The organism is Pseudomonas sp. PDM27, assembly GCF_019219205.1.
GTDB classification, from domain to species: Bacteria; Pseudomonadota; Gammaproteobacteria; order Pseudomonadales; family Pseudomonadaceae; genus Aquipseudomonas; species Aquipseudomonas laurylsulfatiphila.
Genome location: NZ_JAHUWF010000001.1, coordinates 691,253 through 709,482 on the forward strand (window position 1 = coordinate 691,253; position 18,230 = coordinate 709,482).

The following is an 18,230-nucleotide window of genomic DNA, read 5'->3' on the forward strand; positions in this document are numbered from 1 at the left end:
TTCCTGTTGGAGGTGCATCAGCGCAGGCCAAGGCCGCGGGCGATCATGCCGCGCAGGATTTCCCGGGTGCCGCCGCGCAACGAGAAAGTCGGCGCGACCTGGTTCAGGTAGGCGACCGTGCTGTAGAGCGCCTCATCGACCGGTGCATCCGGATCGGCGCTGATCGCCGCGGCAATCGCTGCCGGGATCGCTTGCTCGAATTCGGTGCCGATGTCCTTGACCAGTGCGGCTTCCACCACCGGGCTTTCACCCCGTGCGAGCAGTGCGGTCAGTGCCAGCGACAGGTTGCGCAGGCAGGTGAGCTGGCTGAGAAAACTGCCGAGCAATGCGCTCTCCTGGGCCGTCGCGCCCGTGCGCCGCAACGTTTCGGCCCACAGGTCGAGCAACACGATGCTGGAGTAGAAACGTTCCGGCCCGCTGCGCTCGAACGCCAGTTCAGCGTTGACCTGTTTCCAGCCACTGCCCTCCTCGCCCACCAACGCGTCTTCGCCGAGCAAGACGTTGTCGAAGGCCACTTCGGAGAAATGCGCGTCACCGGCCAGGTCAACGATGGGACGCACGCTGATGCCTGGCTGCTTGAGGTCGATGATGAATTGCGACAGCCCGTTTTGACGGTCCTCGGGCGCACCGCTGGTGCGCACCAGGGCGATCATGTAGTCGGCGTGATGGGCGTTGGTGGTCCAGATCTTGCGCCCGCTCAGGCGCCAACCTTCAGGGCAACGGGTGGCACGGCTGCGCACACTGGCCAGGTCCGAACCCGAGTTTGGCTCGCTCATGCCGATGCAGAAAAACGCCTGGCCGGCGCAGATGCGCGGCAGGAAAAAGTCCTTCTGTGCATCGCTGCCGAACTTCAGGATCAACGGCCCGCTCTGGCGGTCGGCGATCCAGTGTGCCGCCACCGGAGCACCGGCAGACAGCAGCTCTTCCACCAGCACGAAGCGACTGAACGCATCCAGCCCGGCACCGCCATAAGCGGCGGGCAAGGTCAGGCCGACCCAACCGCGCTGCGCCAGTTGCCGACTGAAACCTGCATCGAAGCCGGTCCAGCTGCGCGCTCGCACACTCGCCGAAACCCTTGGCAGATGCTCGGCCAGAAAAGCTTTGACCTCGGCACGAAAGGCTTCTGCGTGTGGCGGCAGCGCGGTCAAGCGAAAGGCGTCGAGCAAGCTGCTCACCGGGCACCTCCACTGACTTTGCCGTACAGCGTCACTACGCATGCACCGCCCAGTCCGAGGTTATGGGCCATGGCCAGGCGCGCACCGTCGACCTGACGCTGCTCGGCGTTGCCGCGCAATTGCTGGGTCAACTCGTAGCACTGCGCCAAACCGGTCGCGCCCAATGGATGGCCCTTGGAAAGCAGACCGCCGGACGGGTTGATCACGATCTGCCCGCCGTAGGTGTTGTCACCGTCCATGACGAACTTCTCGGCCCCGCCCTCGGGGCAGAAACCCAGCGACTCGTAGCAGATCACTTCGTTCTGGGCGAAGCAGTCGTGCAGTTCGCAGACATCGATGTCCTGTGGACCGACGCCGGCCTTCTCGTACACCTGGCCCACGGCGGCGTGGGTCATGTGGGTGCCCACCCAGTCGAGCATCGACGGTTTTTCGAAGTTGAAGGATTCGGGTGTGTCGGTGGTCATGGCCTGGGCAACGATTTCCACGTCGTGGCGCAGGCCATGTTTTTTCGCGAAACGCTCGGACACCAGGATCGCCGCCGCACCACCGCAGGTCGGTGGGCACGCCATCAGGCGGGTCATGACACCTGGCAGAATCACCGGGTCGTTCATCACGTCTTCGACGCTGAGCACCTTGCGAAACAATGCCAGCGGGTTGTTGGCAGCATGACGGCTGGCCTTGGCGCGCACTGCGGCGAAGGTTTCCATTCTGGTGCCGTATTTCTGTATGTATTCGCGCCCGGCACCACCGAAGGTACGGATGGCCTGGGCCATGCCATCCATATCGGCGGTGAGGCCGCGCAGGATCGGCAGGAAACGTTCACGGGTCGGCGGGCGGTCGTCCCAGTGGGACTTCAATGCGCCGGCCTGCATCTGCTCGAAACCCACCGCCAGTACGCAATCGGCCGAACCGGATTCGATGGCCTTGCGCGCCAGGTACAACGCGGTGGAGCCGGTCGAGCAGTTGTTGTTGACGTTGACCACCGGGATCCCGGTCATGCCGACTTCGTAGAGCACGGTCTGGCCGCAAGTGGAATCGCCGTAGACGTAACCGGCGTAAGCCTCCTGGACCAGGCTGTAATCGATCGCCGCATCGGCCAGGGCGCGACGCACCGCTTCGGCGCCCATCTGCACATAGGTCGGGCTGTCGCTGGGCTTGCGGAACGGGATCATGCCGACGCCGGCAACCAGTACTTTTTCGCTCATGGTGTCACCTGAAAAAATGCGGGAAAAGGAATCACAACTGGCGCGCGATGAGTTCGCGCAGCACTTCGCTGGTGCCACCGAAGACACGCGTCACGCGCATGTCGACGAAGGCGCGGGCGATCGGGTACTCCATCATGTAGCCGTAGCCGCCATGCAGCTGGACCATGTCGTCGATGCACTTCCACAGCGTTTCGGTGGCCAGGAGCTTGGCGATGGCCGACTCCTGCACCGTGAGGCGACGACGCATGTGCTCACTGATGTAGTGGTCAATGGTCAGGCGCACGGCCGTGGCCTGGGCCTTGATGTCGGCGAGCTTGAATTTGGTGTTCTGGAAGTCCCAGACGGTCTGGTTGAATGCCTTGCGATCCTTCACGTACTCGACGGTCTGCTCCAGCAGGCGTTCGAGCTTGGCGGCGCTGTACAGGGCGATCACCAGGCGCTCTTGCGGCAACTCTTCCATCAGGTGCATGAAGCCCTTGTTCTCTTCACCGAGCAGATTGCCCACCGGCACACGGACATCGTCGAAGAACAGCTCGGCGGTGTCGGCGGCGTGCTGGCCGACCTTGTCCAGCTTGCGCCCGCGGCGGAACCCTTCACGGTCGCACTCGACCATGATCAGGCTGCAGCCCTTGGCCCCGGCACTCGGGTCGGTCTTGCACACGACCACCACCATGTCGCAGGTCAGGCCGTTGCTGATGAAGGTCTTGCTGCCGTTGATCACCCACTCGTCGCCGTCACGCACGGCGGTGGTGCGGATCGCCTTGAGGTCGGAGCCAGTGCCCGGCTCGGTCATCGCGACGGCCAGAACGGTTTCGCCGGTGCAGATTTTCGGCAGCCATTTCTGCTTCTGCTCTTCGGTGCCCAGACGCACGATGTAGGGCGCGACGATGTCCGAATGCACGCCCAGGCTCCAGCCCGAAACCCCGGCGCGGTAAAGCTCTTCGATCAACACCGCCGAGTGGCCGAAGTCGCCGCCGCCACCGCCATATTCGGTCGGCACGGTGAGGCACAGCAGATTGTGGCGGCCAGCCTTGAGCCAGGTTTCCCGGTCGACCTGCCCGGCCTCGTCCCACTGTGCCTGTTTGGGCAGGCACTCACGCTCGAAGAAACGCCGCGCGGTGTCGCGCAGCATTTCGTGGTCTTCACGGTAGACGGTACGGTTGATATGCATCGGGATCTCCAGTGGGTTGCCAGGCAAGGCTTGCGCCTGGTTCGTGGAACCACTGTATTGGCGGGGGGTGGGTCGTGAAGCCACCCGGATCGGGTAGCGATTGCGATGGGGTGAACAATGGAGTTCAGGGGAGGCACACAGTCCCTTGTGGGAGCGAGCCTGCTCGCGAAAGCAGTGGATCAGTCAACATCATTGCTGGATGTCGTAATGCCTTCGCGAGCAGGCTCGCTCCCACAGGGGGGGTGTGGTTTGGCTACTTGCGCAGTTCGCGCTTGAGGACTTTGCCGGCGGCCGAGAGCGGCAGTTCGTCGCGGAACTCAACGGTTTTCGGGCATTTGTAGGGTGCGATGAACTCGCGGCAGTACCTGCGCAATTGCTCGGCATCGACCTGGGCACCGGGCTTGCGCACCACCACCGCATGCACCGCCTCGCCCCACTGTTCATGGGGAACGCCGATCACCGCGCACAGCGCCACGGCCGGGTGCCGCGCCAGGACGTTTTCGACTTCCGCCGAGTAAACATTTTCGCCACCGCTGACGATCATGTCCTTCAAGCGGTCGACGATGAACAGGTATCCCTGCTCATCCATCCACGCGGCATCGCCGGTGTACAACCAGCCATCGCGCAATGCCTTGGCGGTTTCCTCGGGCTTGTTCCAGTAACCCTGCATGATGTTCGGCCCGCTCACGATGATCTCGCCCACCGTGCCACGCGCAACTTCCTGACCTTGCGGGTCGACGATCTTCACGTTGACCCCCAACCCGCCGCGCCCGACCGAACGCGACAGACCACTCTTGCGTGCCTGCGGCGTGTGATTGCACGGCAGATTGCTCGACACCACCGGGCAGGCTTCGGTCAACCCGTAGGAATGTGAAAGCTCGAGATCCGGAAGCCGGGCCAACACCTGTTCCACCATTTCGCCAGCGCTGGGTGACGCACCGTAGGTCAGGCGTTTCAGGCTACCGAGGTCATGGCGAGCGAAGTCCGGATGAGCCAGCAGTGCGAGGATCATGGTCGGCACCAGCAGCGTCTCGGTGATCCGTTCCCGCTCGATCACCTGCAGCACTTGGGCCGCGTCGAAACTCGACAGCAGCACATGGCTTTCACCGGCCATGAACTGAATCAGTGCCCGAGCCATGCCGGCGACATGGAACAGCGGCGCCACGTGCAACAGTCGACCGTCATGGATAGGCGGCATGTCGACCATGCGCGGCATGCACGCCGACCACAGGTTCAAATGCGACTGCATCACGCCCTTGGGAAACCCGGTGGTGCCGCCGGTGTACATGATGCAGGCAAGGTCTTCACCGCCACGCCCGGCGTCTTCGACCGGCGTGGCCTGGGCAATCAATTGCTCGAAACCCAGCATGCCCACCGGCACTTCGCCCTCGCCGGCATAGATAAACCGTGGCACATGGCGGGCACTGATGCGGATCTTCTCGGCCAGTGGTGCAAAGTGTTCGTCGACGATAAGGATGCCAGTACTGCAATCGTCCAGCGAATAGACGATCTCCGGCACGCTCCAGCGGATGTTCACCGGGTTGAGCACCCCGCCGCCCCACCACACGCCCATGATGTATTCCAGGTAGCGGTCGGAATTGAGCGCCAGCATGCCGACCCGATCGCCGGCCGCCATGCCCAGATTCTGCAAGGCACCCGCCAGACGTGCGACGCGGTCGCCAAACTGGCGATAGGTCCGACGGCGATCACCGAAAACCGTCGCGAGTTGATCCGGATTTTGTTGCAGTGTGCGTTGCAGGCATTGGGTCATGTACATGGCATCTGGCCTTTCCACGGGGTGAAGACACCGTTGGCACGTAACACCAGGCGCTCGCCGACCTTCAACAGGCAGCTGGCGTTGATGAAGGTGCCGCCGCTCTTGAGCACATGCACATGCGCCTCCAGCCAGTCTCCTTCGCGCACCGGACCGAGGTAATCGACGTTCAGATTGACCGTCACTGCCACCGACTGCGACACCGAATGGCGCCGTAAGATGACGCCGAACGCGCTGTCCGCCACCGTGGCGAGAAAGCCGCCGTGGGCGATGCGCACGTAATTGAGATGCTGGGGTTCGAGGCGCACCGCCAGGATCGGCAGCGTTTCATGCACATAAAAGTCGCCGCAACAGCGCAAAAAACCCGAGCGTTGTTCCAGCGCGCAGAAGCCATCGGGAATGACTGCGCCGCCGTTCACCTGTGGCATCAGCTGACACCCCGGTCCTTGCCGGCCCAAAACGGTTCGCGCAAATCGCGCTTGAGCACCTTGCCCGCGCCAGACAGCGGCAACGCAGTGCGGAACTCGACCGACTTCGGCGTCTTGTAGCCCGCGATCTGCCGCCGGCAATGCTCGATGATCGCGGCGCCCGCGGCTTCGTGATCGGGTTTGAGTACGATCACCGCATGCACCGCTTCGCCCCATTGCGCGCAGGGAATGCCGATCACTGCGCAGGCGGCGACGGCCGGGTGACTGGAAATCGCGCTTTCGACTTCACCCGAATAAACGTTTTCGCCACCGCTGACGATCATGTCCTTGAAGCGGTCGACGATGTAGATATAGCCGTCGTCGTCCATGTAGGCGCCGTCGCCGGTGTGCATCCAGCCGCCACGCAGAGCCTGGGCGGTTTCTTCGGGTTTGTTCCAGTAGCCGAGCATGATGTTCGGGCCACGGACCAGCACTTCGCCGACCGTGCCGCGCGGCACCTCGTTGTCGTGTTCGTCGACGATGCGCACGGTCACGCCCAGCCCGGGCCGCCCGGCCGAGCGCAGACGACCATTGGCAATGCCTTCGGCGCTGTGGTTTTCCGGACCGTTGGCGCTGATCGGCGGCGCCGCTTCGGTCATGCCGTACCCTTGGGTGAACTCGACATTGGGCAACGCCTTGAGCGCCAGCTCCAGCAAGGGCACGGCAATCGGCGAGGCGCCGTAGGTGAGACTGCGCAGGCAGCTCAGGTCATGTCTGGCGAATTCCGGGTGCATGATCAATGCCTGAAGCATGGTCGGCACGATCAGGATGTCGGTGATGCGCTCGCGCTCGATGGTACGCATCACGTCCAGGGCATCGAAGGCCGGGACGAAAATGCTCGGCAGACCGAGCAGCGAGATCAGGATGACCCGCGACAGCGCTGCCAGGTGGAACATCGGCGCGATGTGCAGGGTCAGGGCATCCGCCGACACCGGCACATCGGCCGCACGGGCCACGGCAGCGGTCCACAGGTTCATGTGCGACTGCATCACGCCCTTCGGCCGGCCGGTCGTGCCGCCGGTGTACATGATGCTCGCCAGGTCATCACCGCCGCGAAAGGCGTCGTCCACCGGCGTAGCTTCACGAATCAGTTGCTCATAGGACAGCATGCCTTCGGGCAATGGCCCGTCGCCGATGTGAATCAGCAATGGTCGTACCTTGGCGCTGCCGGCGATGTCTTCAGCCATGGGCAGGAAGGTGTCGTCGATCAGCAGGATGCGCGTGTCACAGTCGTCCAGCGAGTAGACGATTTCCGGCACGCTCCAGCGAATATTCACCGGGTTGACCACGCCGCCGCCCCACCAGGTCGCCAGGAAATACTCAAGGAACCGGTCGGAGTTCAGGCCCAGCAGGCCGACGCGGTCGCCGGTCTGCATCCCCAGTTGCTGCAAGGCCCCGGCCAGACGAGCCACCCGCTCGACCAGTTCGGCATAGGTGCGGCGGCGGTCGCGAAAGACCGTCGCCACGGCATGGGGACGTTGCTGCAACACGCGGTGCAGGCCTTGGGTCAAATACATGGGGTTCTCCTGTGAATTATTGTTGTCAGGTCAGGACGAATGCGGCGCTGCCTGTTGCGTCAGGTGCCGGTGTACTTCGGTGAACGCTGCTCGGCCTGGGCCATGCGCCCTTCGGTGTGATCTTCGCTGTCGCGCAGCAACCCCCAGTGCAGATGGGCCTGGGTGACGAAATCCCGGGGTGCGAGGTGGGCGGTCTGCAAGGCCAGGCGCTTGATCGACTGCACTGCCAGCGGGCCATTGGCGGCAATGCGCCCGGCCAGATCGAGCGCCGCCGGCAGCAGACGGTCCTGGTGCAGCAGCTCTATGATCAAACCGATGTCCAAAGCCTCCTGCGCGCCGATCGACTCCCCGGTCAGAGCCATTTTCATCGCGTGCGCCGCCGGAATCGCACGGAGCAGGTACTGCACGCCGCCGGCCGCCGGAATGGTCGCGTCGCACACTTCAGGCAAGCCGAACGTAGCGCCGCACGAAGCGATGCGCAGATCGCATTGCAGCGCCAGCTCAAGACCGCCGCCCAGGCAGGCGCCATTGATGGCGGCGACCACCGGTTTCCAGATGTCCAGGTCGCTGAGGTCGAACAGTCGGCTGTAGCCGCCCTCCTCGGCTTCGGTTTCGCGACTCTTGAGGGTGCCGGCAACGAAACCCGATGCGGCCAGCAGCGACTCCTTGTGGCTCGCGCCGCTGCAAAATGCACGTTCGCCGGCACCGGTCAGCACGATGACCCGCACCTGTTCGTCATCCTGGCAGGCGCCCAGAGTCTTGCGCAGGTGCATCAAATCGCTGAGGGTCAGCGCGTTATTCGACTGTTGCGCATCGAGCGTGACAAGTGCCACGTGATCGATGATCTTGAACTGAATGGCCATGGGTGACTCCTGCGCTGCGCGGATCTTTATGTTTTTTCGGGGCGAACGCGTTCAGGCGCGCCATCCCAGACCCAGCTCACGCAAGCGCTCGATGGCCGGCGTGTCGAAGCCCCAGTCGCGCAGTGCGTCGCCGCCGTGCTCGCCACGCTCGGGAGCGGGTTGCGGTTGCGCCGATGGCGTGCCAAGGAAACGCGGAGCCGGGACCGGTTGCACCACCCCGTCGACCTCGATGAAGCTGCCACGGGCAACGCCGTGGGGATGCCGGGCGGCTTCGACAAGCCCCAGCACCGGTGCAACGCAAGCGTCGCTGCCTTCGAACGCGGCCACCCACTGCTCGCGGGTGCGGCCCAGGAACGCAGCGGTGAAGTCCTCACGCAGCCGCGGCCAGCCAGCCCGGTCGTGCTGATTGGGCAGGTCGGCGTTGGACAGTCCGAGAATTTCCAGCATCTGCGCATAGAAGCGCGACTCGATCGGCCCGATTGCCATGTACTGGCCGTCGCGGGTTTCGTAGGTGTCGTACCAGGGCGCGCCGCCGTCGAGCAGGTTGCTGCCGCGCTGTTCTGTCCAGTGCCCGCCGGCGAGCAGGCCCCAGATCACCGAGCCCAGTTGCGCCGCACCTTCGGTCATGGCCGCGTCGACCACCTGGCCGGCGCCGCCGCGCTGCACGTTGACCAGCGCCGCCAGCACGCCCATCGCCAGCAGCATGCCGCCACCGCCGTAGTCGCCCACCAGGTTCAGCGGCGGTACTGGTCGCCCACCGGCCGGGCCGATGCTCGACAACACACCTGACAAGGCGATGTAGTTCAGGTCATGCCCGGCGCGGTCGGCCATCGGGCCGGTCTGGCCCCAACCGGTCATCCGCGCGTAGACCAGGCGCGGATTGCGTTCGAGCGCGATGTCAGGGCCAAGACCCAGGCGCTCCATCGTGCCGGGGCGAAACCCTTCAATCACCACATCGGCACGTTCGATCAGTTCCAGCGCAGCGGCGACACTGTCCGGGCGCTTCAAGTCGAGGGTGACCGAACGCCGATTGCGTCCGGTAATATCGGCACGCTTGCCTTCCAGCTTCGGCCCCAGGTCACTGGCCTTCTGCGGGCGGTCGATGCGCACCACGTCGGCGCCCATGTCGGCCAACAGCATGGTGCCAAACGGCGCCGGCCCGATTGCCTCAAACTCCACCACCCGAATGCCACTCAGTACGCCCATTGCCAACGCTCCACTGTTCTGACGGAGCGCCACAGCACTCCTATTCTTGTGCCTTCCAGTAGATCAATCCGTTGATCGACGACCACCACCCACATCGGGTGGTGGCCGCCAAAGACAGGGTCATGCCACCCATGCCCTGGGTTACACTCGATGAGATTCGACGCACCCACAAAACAAGAAAGAATCGGACAGCCCCATGGATAAACCCCGCAAGTCCAATGCATCGGACCCCCATGCCAGCCAGGTCTTCAATCCGGTTCAGTCCCCGATCGTCAGCACCAAACTGATTCCGCCGCGCAGCACCGGGCGCCTGATTTCCCGCGAACGCCTGCAGGATCAGATGCTCAAGGCCCGACGCCTGCGCTGCATCGTGCTCAAGGGGCCGGCCGGCTGCGGCAAGACCTCGACCCTGATCGCCTGGCGCCAGGCGCTGTTGCCGTTGGGATTCGACGTGGCGTGGCTGACGCTGTCGGCGGACGACAACGAACTGACGCGTGTTCTTGACTACCTGCTGGCGAGCCTCGGCCAAATCGACCCGGCACTCGTGCGGGACGCGACTCAACTGGAAGGTCGCGGCATCGACAGCGAAGCCGTTGAGCGCACTGTCATCACCCTGGTGCGCAGCATTGCCAGCCGTGGCCGTGAACTGGTGCTGGTACTCGACGACCTGCACCACCTGACCGACGTGGGCATTCACCAGGCCCTGCAATGGCTGATCGACTACGCCCCGGCCAACCTGCACCTGGCGCTGGTGTCGCGCAGTGCCGTGCCGTTGTCCCTGGCGCGGTTGCGCAGCCAGGAACTGGTGCTCGAGCTGAACCTGCGGGACTTGCGCTTCACGGCGGTCGAGTCCGAACAGTTCCTCAAGGCGCAGTTGGGCGAGATCAATGCCCGCGACGCCAGGATGATGCATGAGCTGACCGATGGCTGGGTCGCCGGCCTGCAACTGCTCGCCGTCAGCCGCAAAAAGAACCGCCCGCCTGCCACCCCGGACACCCCATCAGGGCACACGCAGCTGCGGGACGATCAAGCCTTCGCCAAGTTTTTCGAAGTCGAAGTGCTGTCTCACCTGTCGCCGACCGACCTCGACCTGCTGCTGCTCATGGCCGTGTGCAACCGATTCTGCGCCTCGTTGTGCGCCGCTCTCAGCGGCCACCCGCAGGCGGTTGCCGAAGCGAATGCGCTACTGACGCGCATGGAGCGGGACAACCTGTTCCTGATCCCGGTGGACAGCGCCGAACGTGAAACCTGGTATCGCCTGCACCCGCTGTTGCGCGAAACCCTGCTCAAGTATTTCGACTCCCGCAGCCAGGCCGAGCAACACGCGGTGCACGTGCGGGCGTGGCACTGGTTCCGTGACCACAATCACCTGGATGAAGCGGTGCACCATGCGGTCATGGGCGGCGACCCGGCTGCCGCCGCCGACCTGGTGGAGCAACACGCCGAGGCGCTCTACGCCCATGGCGACCTGCGCATGTTGATCGAGCTGGTACGGCTGTTGCCGGTCGAACAGGTACAGGCCCGGGTCAAGCTGCGCATCCTCAAGGCGCGGATGCAGTTGTATGCCCGGGATTTCGTGGCCTGCAGCGCCAGTCTCGAACAACTGTTTCGCGACGTACCCGAGAGCGAAGTCCATGACCACTTCATGATCTCGCTGCTGCGCGCCTCCCTGGCCCTGCAACGCGACGACACCGACGCGGCCATGACGGTCCTGCCGCAACTGCTCAACCCGCCGCCGGGCAGCAACAGCGTGGCCATCGGCTCCTGCGCCAACATCCTGTCCTGGCTGTACATGCACCGCGGCGAATACGAAAAGGCTCGGCAGGTGCAACTCGACCGGCCGAACCTGCTGATCAATGGCGAACCGCTGCTGGGGACCACGGCCGGCAGCCTTCAGGGTCGTTGCATGATTGGCTTGAGCCTGGCCCTTGAAGGCCAGATGACTCAGGCGGAAAGGGTTTACCGCGACGTGCTGCATGAGGCCGGCCAATGTGGCAAGGCCGGCGCCGACGCGACTTATCTCTCCGCCGCGCTGCTCGGTGAGGTGCTGTACGAAACCAACGATGTCGACGCCGCGTTCAAAATGCTCTCGGGCTGGATCGACATTCTCGAACGCATTTCGATTCCCGATTCCGTCCTGCGTGTGCTGCAAGTGTTATGGAACGTGCAATGGCTGGCAGGTAACCATCAAGAAGCCCTGGCGTTTGTCGAGCGGCTGGATGAGTACGCGATCAAACTCGGTCTGGAGCGCCTGCAAGCCTACTGCCTGACCTGGCAAGTGCGCTGGTTGCTGATTCTCGGGGAGACGGCACAAGCCCAGACCAAACTGGCGCGCCTGGAAGCCATCGACGCGCGTCACCCGGATGCCGGGCACACGGCCCTGAAGGAAATCCACATCCTGGCCGAGAATGCCCGCGCTCGCTGGCAACTGGTCCAGGGTGATCTGGACGGGGCTTTCGATCGCATAGAACGATTGATCGAAACCTGCGACCGGCATCGTCGCCAACTCGGGGCAACGCGCCTGCTGGTGCTCAGCGCCGTGATCGAGTCCGAACGCGGCAACCCTGAACGGGCACGGATCAAAGTCATCGAAGCCTTGCGCCGAGGTCAACGCTTTGGCCTGGTGCGCAGCCTCCTCGACGCCCATCCGGATGGCTTGAAACTGATCTGCGATATCGCCGCCCGCGAAGTCCTGGACCCGGTGCTGGCGTTTTATGTCGAGCGCTTGCAGGCGGCCGAGGCCACGACCCCGGCGATCTCGAAGGCCAAACCTGCGACAACGGCCACCAGCAAACCGTTGACGGCCGGGATCGAACCGTTGAGCGAGCGGGAAATCGAAGTCGTGCGCCTGCTGGCCCAGGCCCTGCCCAACAAGAAAATCGCCCGAGCCCTGGGCCTGTCCCCGGAAACCGTGAAATGGCACCTGAGCCATATCTACAGCAAGCTCGGCGTCAGCAGCCGCGATGAAGCGGTGGCCCGGGTGCGCGACCTGGAATCCCAGGATGACAGCAACGTCCACCCCTGAAACCCTGTAGGAGCTGCCGCAGGCTGCGATCTTTTGACTTTGTTTTTCAAGAACAAGATCAAGAGATCGCAGCCTGCGGCAGCTCCTACATGGATTGTTTTTTTCCCTGCCACCCGGCTCGGGTGGCGTTCGGGCCACGGGCCCCACCTATCGTAACCCTCAGATCACAGGCGCAGTCCGCGCCTTGCGTAAGCGCTCGGCCCAAGGCCGGCCTGCCATGTTTGAGGAGTCTTGCGTGCACATCGCCCGAACCGTTTTCCGCGACGACCATGAGATGTTCCGCACCACCGTGCGACGCTTTTTCGAACGCGAATGCCTGCCGCGCCAGGCCGCCTGGGACAAGGCCGGCCAGGTCGACCGCGAAACCTGGCTCAAGGCCGGCCGCGAAGGCTTGCTCGGCATCACCCTGCCCATCGAATACGGTGGCGGCGGCGGTGATTTCGGTCATTGCGCGGTGTTCAATGAGGAGTTCGCCCGGGCCGGCGTGAGTGGCGCCTACTTCGGCATGCATTCGGACGTCATCGCTCCGTACATCAATCGCTGCGGTAACGAAGAACAGAAACAGCAGTGGCTGCCGGGCATTTGCTCGGGCGAGATCATCCTGGCCATCGCCATGACCGAGCCCGGCACCGGCAGCGACCTCAAGGCCGTGCGCACCACCGCCGTGCGCGATGGCGACGAATACGTGATCAACGGCAGCAAGACCTTCATCAGCAACGGCCTGACCGCCGACCTGGTCATTGTCGTGTGCAAGACCGACCCGGCTGCCGGCGCCAAGGGCATCAGCCTGATCGCCGTGGAAGCCAGCCGCGCCGGTTTCAAGCATGGGCGAAAGCTGGAAAAGGTCGGCCAGCACGCCCAGGACACCGCCGAGCTGTTCTTCGACAACGTCCGCGTGCCCGTCGGCAACCGCCTCGGCGAGGAAGGCCTGGGCTTTACCTACCTGATGGGCGAACTGCCCCAGGAGCGCTTCTCGATCGCCGTGTCCGCCGCCGCGAAGCTGGAGCGCCTGCTGGAGCAGACCCTCGAATACGTGAAAGACCGCAAGGCCTTCAACCAGGCCGTCTGGGACTTCCAGAACAGCAAATTCAAGCTCGCCGACATCAAGGCCCAGGCCACCGCCATGCGGGTGATGGTCGACTACTACCTGGGCGAGCACATGCGCCGGCGCCTGACCCTGGAAGAAGCGGCCATCGCCAAGCTCTTCACCACCGAGACCCTGTGGAAATGCATCGACGACATGGTCCAGCTGCACGGTGGCTACGGCTACATGATGGAGTACCCGATCGCCCGCGCTTTCGTCGACTCACGGGTCAATCGCATCTACGGCGGCACCAGTGAAGTCATGCGCGAAATGATCGCGCGCAAGCTCTGACCCTCTCAAACAACAAGGAAAACAACGATGAGCAATAAAGTGTTCGTTGCTGGCGTCGGCATGATCCAGTTCAAGAAACCGGGGACCAACGAGCCCTACGACGTCATGGGTGAACAGGCGATCCGCCAGGCCCTGGCCGATTCGGGTGTGGATTTCAATGACATCCAGCAGGCCTACGCCGGTTATGTCTACGGCGACTCCACCTGCGGCCAGAAAGCCCTGTATCGCGTGGGCATGACCGGCATCCCGCTGATCAACGTCAACAACAACTGCGCCACAGGCTCCAGCGCCCTGTTCCTCGCTCGCCAGGCCGTACAAAGCGGCGCGGTGGACTGTGCCCTGGCGTTTGGCTTCGAACACATGAACCCGGGTGCCTTGAAATCCGCCTGGACCGATCGCGCACCGGCCACCGAACGCGCCCTGGTGCTGGCCAACGAACTGATCAGCATGCCTGACCTGCCCAATGCCATCCGCCAGTTCGGCGGCGCCGGCTACGCGCATATGCAGAAGTACGGCACCCGACTGGAAACCTTCGCCAAGATCCGCGCCAAGGCCAGCCGTCACGCCGCCAATAACCCGCTGGCAGTGTTCCGCAACGTGGTGAGCAGCGAAGAAGTCATGGCCGCCCCGATGTTGTGGGAAGGCGTGATGACCCGACTGATGGCCTGCCCGCCGACCTGTGGCGCTGCCGCGGCCATCGTGGTGTCCGAAGCGTTCGCGAAAAAGCACGGTCTGCGCACCGACGTATTGATGGCGGGCCAGGCGCTGACCACCGACCTGCCGAGCACCTACGACGCCAGGGACATGATCCGCGTGGTCGGTTTCGACATGACCCGTATGGCTGCAGATGTCGCCTACAACCAGGCCGGCATCGGCCCGCAGGACGTCGACGTCATCGAACTGCACGACTGCTTCGCGCAGAACGAACTGCTGACCTACGAGGGCCTGGGCTTGTGCGCTGAGGGCGGCGGCGAGCAACTGGTCAACGACGGTGACAACACCTACGGCGGCAAATGGGTGACCAATCCGTCCGGCGGCCTGCTCTCCAAGGGCCACCCGCTGGGCGCCACCGGCCTGGCCCAGTGCTTTGAACTGACCCACCAATTGCGCGGCACCGCCGAACAACGCCAGGTGCAGGACGCGCGCATTGCGGTGCAGCACAACCTCGGCCTGGGCGGCGCCTGCGTGGTCACCGTTTACCAGAAAAACTGACGCGCCCGCAGAGCAAAGGAGCCATTTCGATGATCGACAAGAAACACATCGGCAGACAACTGCCCACTTTCCTCGTGACCGCCGAAGCCGGGCAACTGCGCTTCTTCGCCAAGGCCACCGGGGAAACCAACCCGGTTTACTTTGACGAACAGGCCGCACGCGATGCCGGGTATCCCAACCTGCCGCTGCCGCCGACCTTTCTGTTCTCGCTGGAGTTCCAGATTCCTTCGAACGCCTGGCGTGACGAACTGGGCATCGTCACCGCGCGCATTTTGCACGGCGAAGAATCCTTCCGTTATCACCGCATGGCCTATGCCGGCGACACCTTGCGCTTCGATGTGCGCATCGCCGACATCTACGACAAGAAAGGCGGCGCGCTGGAATTCGTGGTGCGCGAAACCCGAGTCACCAATCAGCACGGTGAGCACGTTGCGGACCTGCGCAGCGTGCTTGTGCAGCGCAACAGCTGAAGCGGAGAACACTGATGAACGCGATTAGCCTGGAAAAAATCAACGTCGGCGACACCCTGCCACCACTGGCCCTGCCGCCGATCAACCGCACCACCCTGGCCCTGTTCGCCGGTGCATCGGGTGATCACAACGCCATCCACATCGACACCGATTACGCCCGCCGGGCCGGCATGCCCGACGTGTTCGCCCACGGCATGCTGTCGATGGCCTACCTCGGTCGCCTGCTGACCCAGTGGGTCGATCAGCGTCAGTTGCGCGAGTTCGGCGTGCGCTTTCTCGGCATCACTCACCTGGGTCACCAGATCACCTGCACCGGCACTGTCGTCGAGCGCTTCGAGGTCGAGGGCGAGCAACGGATCAAAGTCGAAGTGCGCACCACCAATCAATACGGCGAGACCAAAATCGTTGGCGACGCCGTGATCGCTCTGTAAACAAAACTGATCACTGAGGAGCAACACCCCATGGCAAAACTCGAAGGCAAAGTCGCACTGGTCACCGGTTCCGGTCGTGGCATCGGTCAACAGATCGCCCTGAAACTGGCAAGCGAAGGCGCGCGCATCGTCATCAACGACCTGGACGCCGATCCGGCCCACGAGACCGCTGAAATGATCCGCAAGCTGGGTGGTGAAGCCGCCGTCTGCCACGGCAACGTCAGCGCCCCGGACTTCGGCGACCGCTACGTCAAGACCGCGATGGACAACTTCGGCGCCATCGACATCATCGTCAACAACGCCGGCTACACCTGGGACGACGTGATCCAGAAGATGAGCGACGAGCAGTGGTACGCCATTCTCGACTGCCACATGACCGCGCCCTTTCGCATCCTGCGTGCCGCCTACCCGATCATCAAGGCCCAGGCCCAGGCCGATGCGGCGGCAGAGCGCGAGGTATTCCGCAAAGTGGTGAACATTTCTTCGGTGTCGGCCCTCAACGGCAACGCCGGGCAGATGAACTACTCCTCGGCCAAGGCCGGCGTGATCGGCATGACCCGTGCGCTGGCGCGCGAATGGGGTCGTTTCAAGGTCAACGTCAACGCCGTGGCCTTCGGTTTCATCGAAACCCGCATGACCAAGGCCGACGCCCATGCCGGCGCTACGGTGAACATCGAAGGCCGTGACATCCGTGTCGGCATCAGCCCGGAAGCCGCCAAGTCGTTCGCCCAGCGCAACCCGCTGGGTCGTCCGGGCACCGTGCAGGAAGCGGCTGATGCGGTGTACCTGTTCTGCTCGCCGGAGTCGAACTACATCACGGCGCAGACCATCGCGGTGGCTGGCAATCTGCAATAACCAAAACCTTAGGAGCGAGCTTGTTGTGGGAGCGAGCCTGCTCGCGATGGACGTCAACGATAACGCGCTTCATCTGATTGACCGCGGTTGTCCGGGCATTTTTCGCGAGCAGGCTCGCTCCCACAACAGCTCCCTCGCCACACAATCCGTGTTTGAGTTTTGATGACCGCAGGATCACTCCCATGAACATGACTGAAAGCAACATCCGCCTGGCCGCCATCAAACTGATCTCGCGCAACGGCTTCGGCTCGATGAGCCTGCGCCAGCTCGCCACTGAAGCTGGCATCAACGCCTCGACGCTGTACCTCTACTACAAAGGCAAAAACGAACTGCTGCTGGAGCTGATTCTCGAGTATTTCCAGGGGGTGTCCCGGGAGTGGGCACGGCGTCGCCCCAAAAAGTCCGCGACCGCCGATATCAAACTGCTCGCCTTCATCGCCTGCCACGTGCGTTATCACCTGGAACACCAGGACGAGGCCATGCTCGGCAATCTGGAGTTCAGAAGCCTCGACGAAGAGGATCTGGAGCAGGTCCGCCAAGCCCGGCGTCAGTATCTGAACGCCCTGCAGGAACTGCTGGAACAAGGGGTCAAGGAAGGTTCGCTGAGCTGCGCCGAACCCAAATTGATGGCCCGCACCCTGTTCAACATGCTCACCCATGCCTGCGTCTGGTACCAGGCCGATGGTCGCTGGAGCATTGATGCCGTCATCCGCCATTACTCGGAACTGGTGTTGAAAATGCTCGGCGCCGCGCCTGTTCCGTCGCCCGGGATACCTGTCCCACGAGCCCTGATCACCCGCCGCCCGATGACCGCGGAGGCACGCCCATGAGCGATCTCATGCAGCCGTTTTCCATGGCCGGCAAGACCGTCCTGGTGGCCGATGCCAGCACCCGACTGGGCGCGCATTTCGCCCGCCTGATCAGCCTCGCCGGCGCCCGTGTGGCCCTCGGCGGCCAGCACCCTTCGCAGTTGGAGCAACTGGCGGCCGACCTGCATTGGGAAGGTGGCGAAGTCATGGTTGTCAGCCTCGACAGCGCCCGCAGACCGAGCATCGAAGCCGCCCTGGACACCGTGCAGGAGCGATTCGGCAGCGTCGATGTGCTGATCAACAACAGCGCCGAGCGCGAGCATGTTGCCTTGAACAATCACATCGTCCACTGCACCAGCCTGCACATGATCCGGGCCGAACGCGGTGGCAGCATCGTCAACATCGACCCGCCGCCGCGCCCCATCAGCGAGCCGAACCCGTGCCTGCGCGCCAATAGCAGCCTGATCCGCATGAGCCGCGCCATGGCCCAGTCGCTGACACCGCACCGCATTCGCGTCAACGTCATCGCGGCCGGTCGAGGCAAGGAAGCCGGCCTGCAAGAACTCAACGGCCCCTTGTTACTGCTGGCCAGCGGTGCCGGCGCCAGCGTCACAGGCGCGGTGTTGCATATCGACGGCCACGCCACCTGATACGGGTGGCGCGAACCTTTTGACG

Annotated in this window: 15 protein-coding genes and 1 pseudogene; 8 read left to right on the forward strand and 8 right to left on the reverse strand. The window is 63.6% G+C overall.

Annotation, left to right across the window (positions count from 1 at the left end; all coding sequences use genetic code 11):
- Window positions 1-17: 17 nt before the first annotated feature.
- From KW838_RS03080 to KW838_RS03115, 8 genes and pseudogenes are all read right to left on the reverse strand, one after another.
- Window positions 18-1,175, reverse strand: a complete 1,158-nt coding sequence (locus tag KW838_RS03080) for an acyl-CoA dehydrogenase family protein (protein ID WP_218500347.1) — start codon at window positions 1,173-1,175, stop codon at window positions 18-20.
- On the reverse strand, window positions 1,172-2,380 hold the full coding sequence (locus KW838_RS03085; protein WP_218500348.1) for a lipid-transfer protein: 1,209 nt from the start codon (window positions 2,378-2,380) through the stop codon (window positions 1,172-1,174). The genes KW838_RS03080 and KW838_RS03085 overlap by 4 nt, the downstream gene beginning before the upstream one ends.
- A 31-nt stretch (window positions 2,381-2,411) precedes the next feature.
- Window positions 2,412-3,551: an acyl-CoA dehydrogenase family protein gene (locus tag KW838_RS03090; protein WP_095967213.1), complete on the reverse strand. Its 1,140-nt coding sequence runs from the start codon at window positions 3,549-3,551 to the stop codon at window positions 2,412-2,414.
- 253 nt (window positions 3,552-3,804) lie between these two features.
- Entirely contained in the window at window positions 3,805-5,328 is a 1,524-nt protein-coding gene (locus tag KW838_RS03095) for a long-chain-fatty-acid--CoA ligase (RefSeq protein WP_218500349.1), read from the reverse strand.
- On the reverse strand, window positions 5,319-5,753 hold the full coding sequence (locus KW838_RS03100) for a PaaI family thioesterase (RefSeq protein WP_218500350.1): 435 nt from the start codon (window positions 5,751-5,753) through the stop codon (window positions 5,319-5,321). The genes KW838_RS03095 and KW838_RS03100 overlap by 10 nt, the downstream gene beginning before the upstream one ends.
- Window positions 5,753-7,312, reverse strand: a pseudogene (locus tag KW838_RS03105) (long-chain fatty acid--CoA ligase); the annotation flags it as partial. The pseudogene KW838_RS03105 and the gene KW838_RS03100, both read right to left, overlap by 1 nt.
- A gap of 56 nt (window positions 7,313-7,368) precedes the next feature.
- Window positions 7,369-8,172: an enoyl-CoA hydratase/isomerase family protein gene (locus KW838_RS03110; protein WP_218500352.1), complete on the reverse strand. Its 804-nt coding sequence runs from the start codon at window positions 8,170-8,172 to the stop codon at window positions 7,369-7,371.
- A gap of 51 nt (window positions 8,173-8,223) precedes the next feature.
- Window positions 8,224-9,378: a CaiB/BaiF CoA-transferase family protein gene (locus KW838_RS03115; RefSeq protein ID WP_218500353.1), complete on the reverse strand. Its 1,155-nt coding sequence runs from the start codon at window positions 9,376-9,378 to the stop codon at window positions 8,224-8,226.
- A 196-nt stretch (window positions 9,379-9,574) separates the two neighbouring features.
- On the opposite strand from KW838_RS03115, the gene KW838_RS03120 reads away from it, so the two are divergent.
- From KW838_RS03120 to KW838_RS03155, 8 genes are all read left to right on the forward strand, one after another.
- Window positions 9,575-12,403, forward strand: coding sequence for a LuxR C-terminal-related transcriptional regulator (locus tag KW838_RS03120; protein ID WP_218500354.1), 2,829 nt, complete (start codon window positions 9,575-9,577; stop codon window positions 12,401-12,403).
- A gap of 217 nt (window positions 12,404-12,620) precedes the next feature.
- Window positions 12,621-13,778: an acyl-CoA dehydrogenase family protein gene (locus KW838_RS03125; protein ID WP_256358701.1), complete on the forward strand. Its 1,158-nt coding sequence runs from the start codon at window positions 12,621-12,623 to the stop codon at window positions 13,776-13,778.
- 27 nt (window positions 13,779-13,805) lie between these two features.
- Entirely contained in the window at window positions 13,806-14,990 is a 1,185-nt protein-coding gene (locus KW838_RS03130; protein WP_218500356.1) for a lipid-transfer protein, read from the forward strand.
- A gap of 29 nt (window positions 14,991-15,019) precedes the next feature.
- Entirely contained in the window at window positions 15,020-15,460 is a 441-nt protein-coding gene (locus tag KW838_RS03135) for a MaoC family dehydratase N-terminal domain-containing protein (protein ID WP_007974190.1), read from the forward strand.
- 14 nt (window positions 15,461-15,474) lie between these two features.
- Window positions 15,475-15,891 carry a MaoC family dehydratase gene (locus KW838_RS03140; protein ID WP_217837960.1) on the forward strand — a complete coding sequence of 139 codons (417 nt, stop codon included), beginning with the start codon at window positions 15,475-15,477 and terminating at the stop codon, window positions 15,889-15,891.
- Window positions 15,892-15,921: 30 nt separating this feature from the next.
- Complete coding sequence (locus KW838_RS03145) at window positions 15,922-16,746, forward strand: SDR family NAD(P)-dependent oxidoreductase (protein ID WP_007974186.1); 825 nt, start codon at window positions 15,922-15,924, stop codon at window positions 16,744-16,746.
- A gap of 182 nt (window positions 16,747-16,928) precedes the next feature.
- Window positions 16,929-17,576, forward strand: coding sequence for a TetR/AcrR family transcriptional regulator (locus tag KW838_RS03150; RefSeq protein WP_218500357.1), 648 nt, complete (start codon window positions 16,929-16,931; stop codon window positions 17,574-17,576).
- The gene (locus tag KW838_RS03155; protein ID WP_218500358.1) at window positions 17,573-18,205 is read left to right on the forward strand and encodes an SDR family NAD(P)-dependent oxidoreductase; all 633 of its coding nucleotides are present in this window, start codon (window positions 17,573-17,575) and stop codon (window positions 18,203-18,205) included. The genes KW838_RS03150 and KW838_RS03155 overlap by 4 nt, the downstream gene beginning before the upstream one ends.
- The last annotated feature ends 25 nt before the right edge of the window (window positions 18,206-18,230 follow it).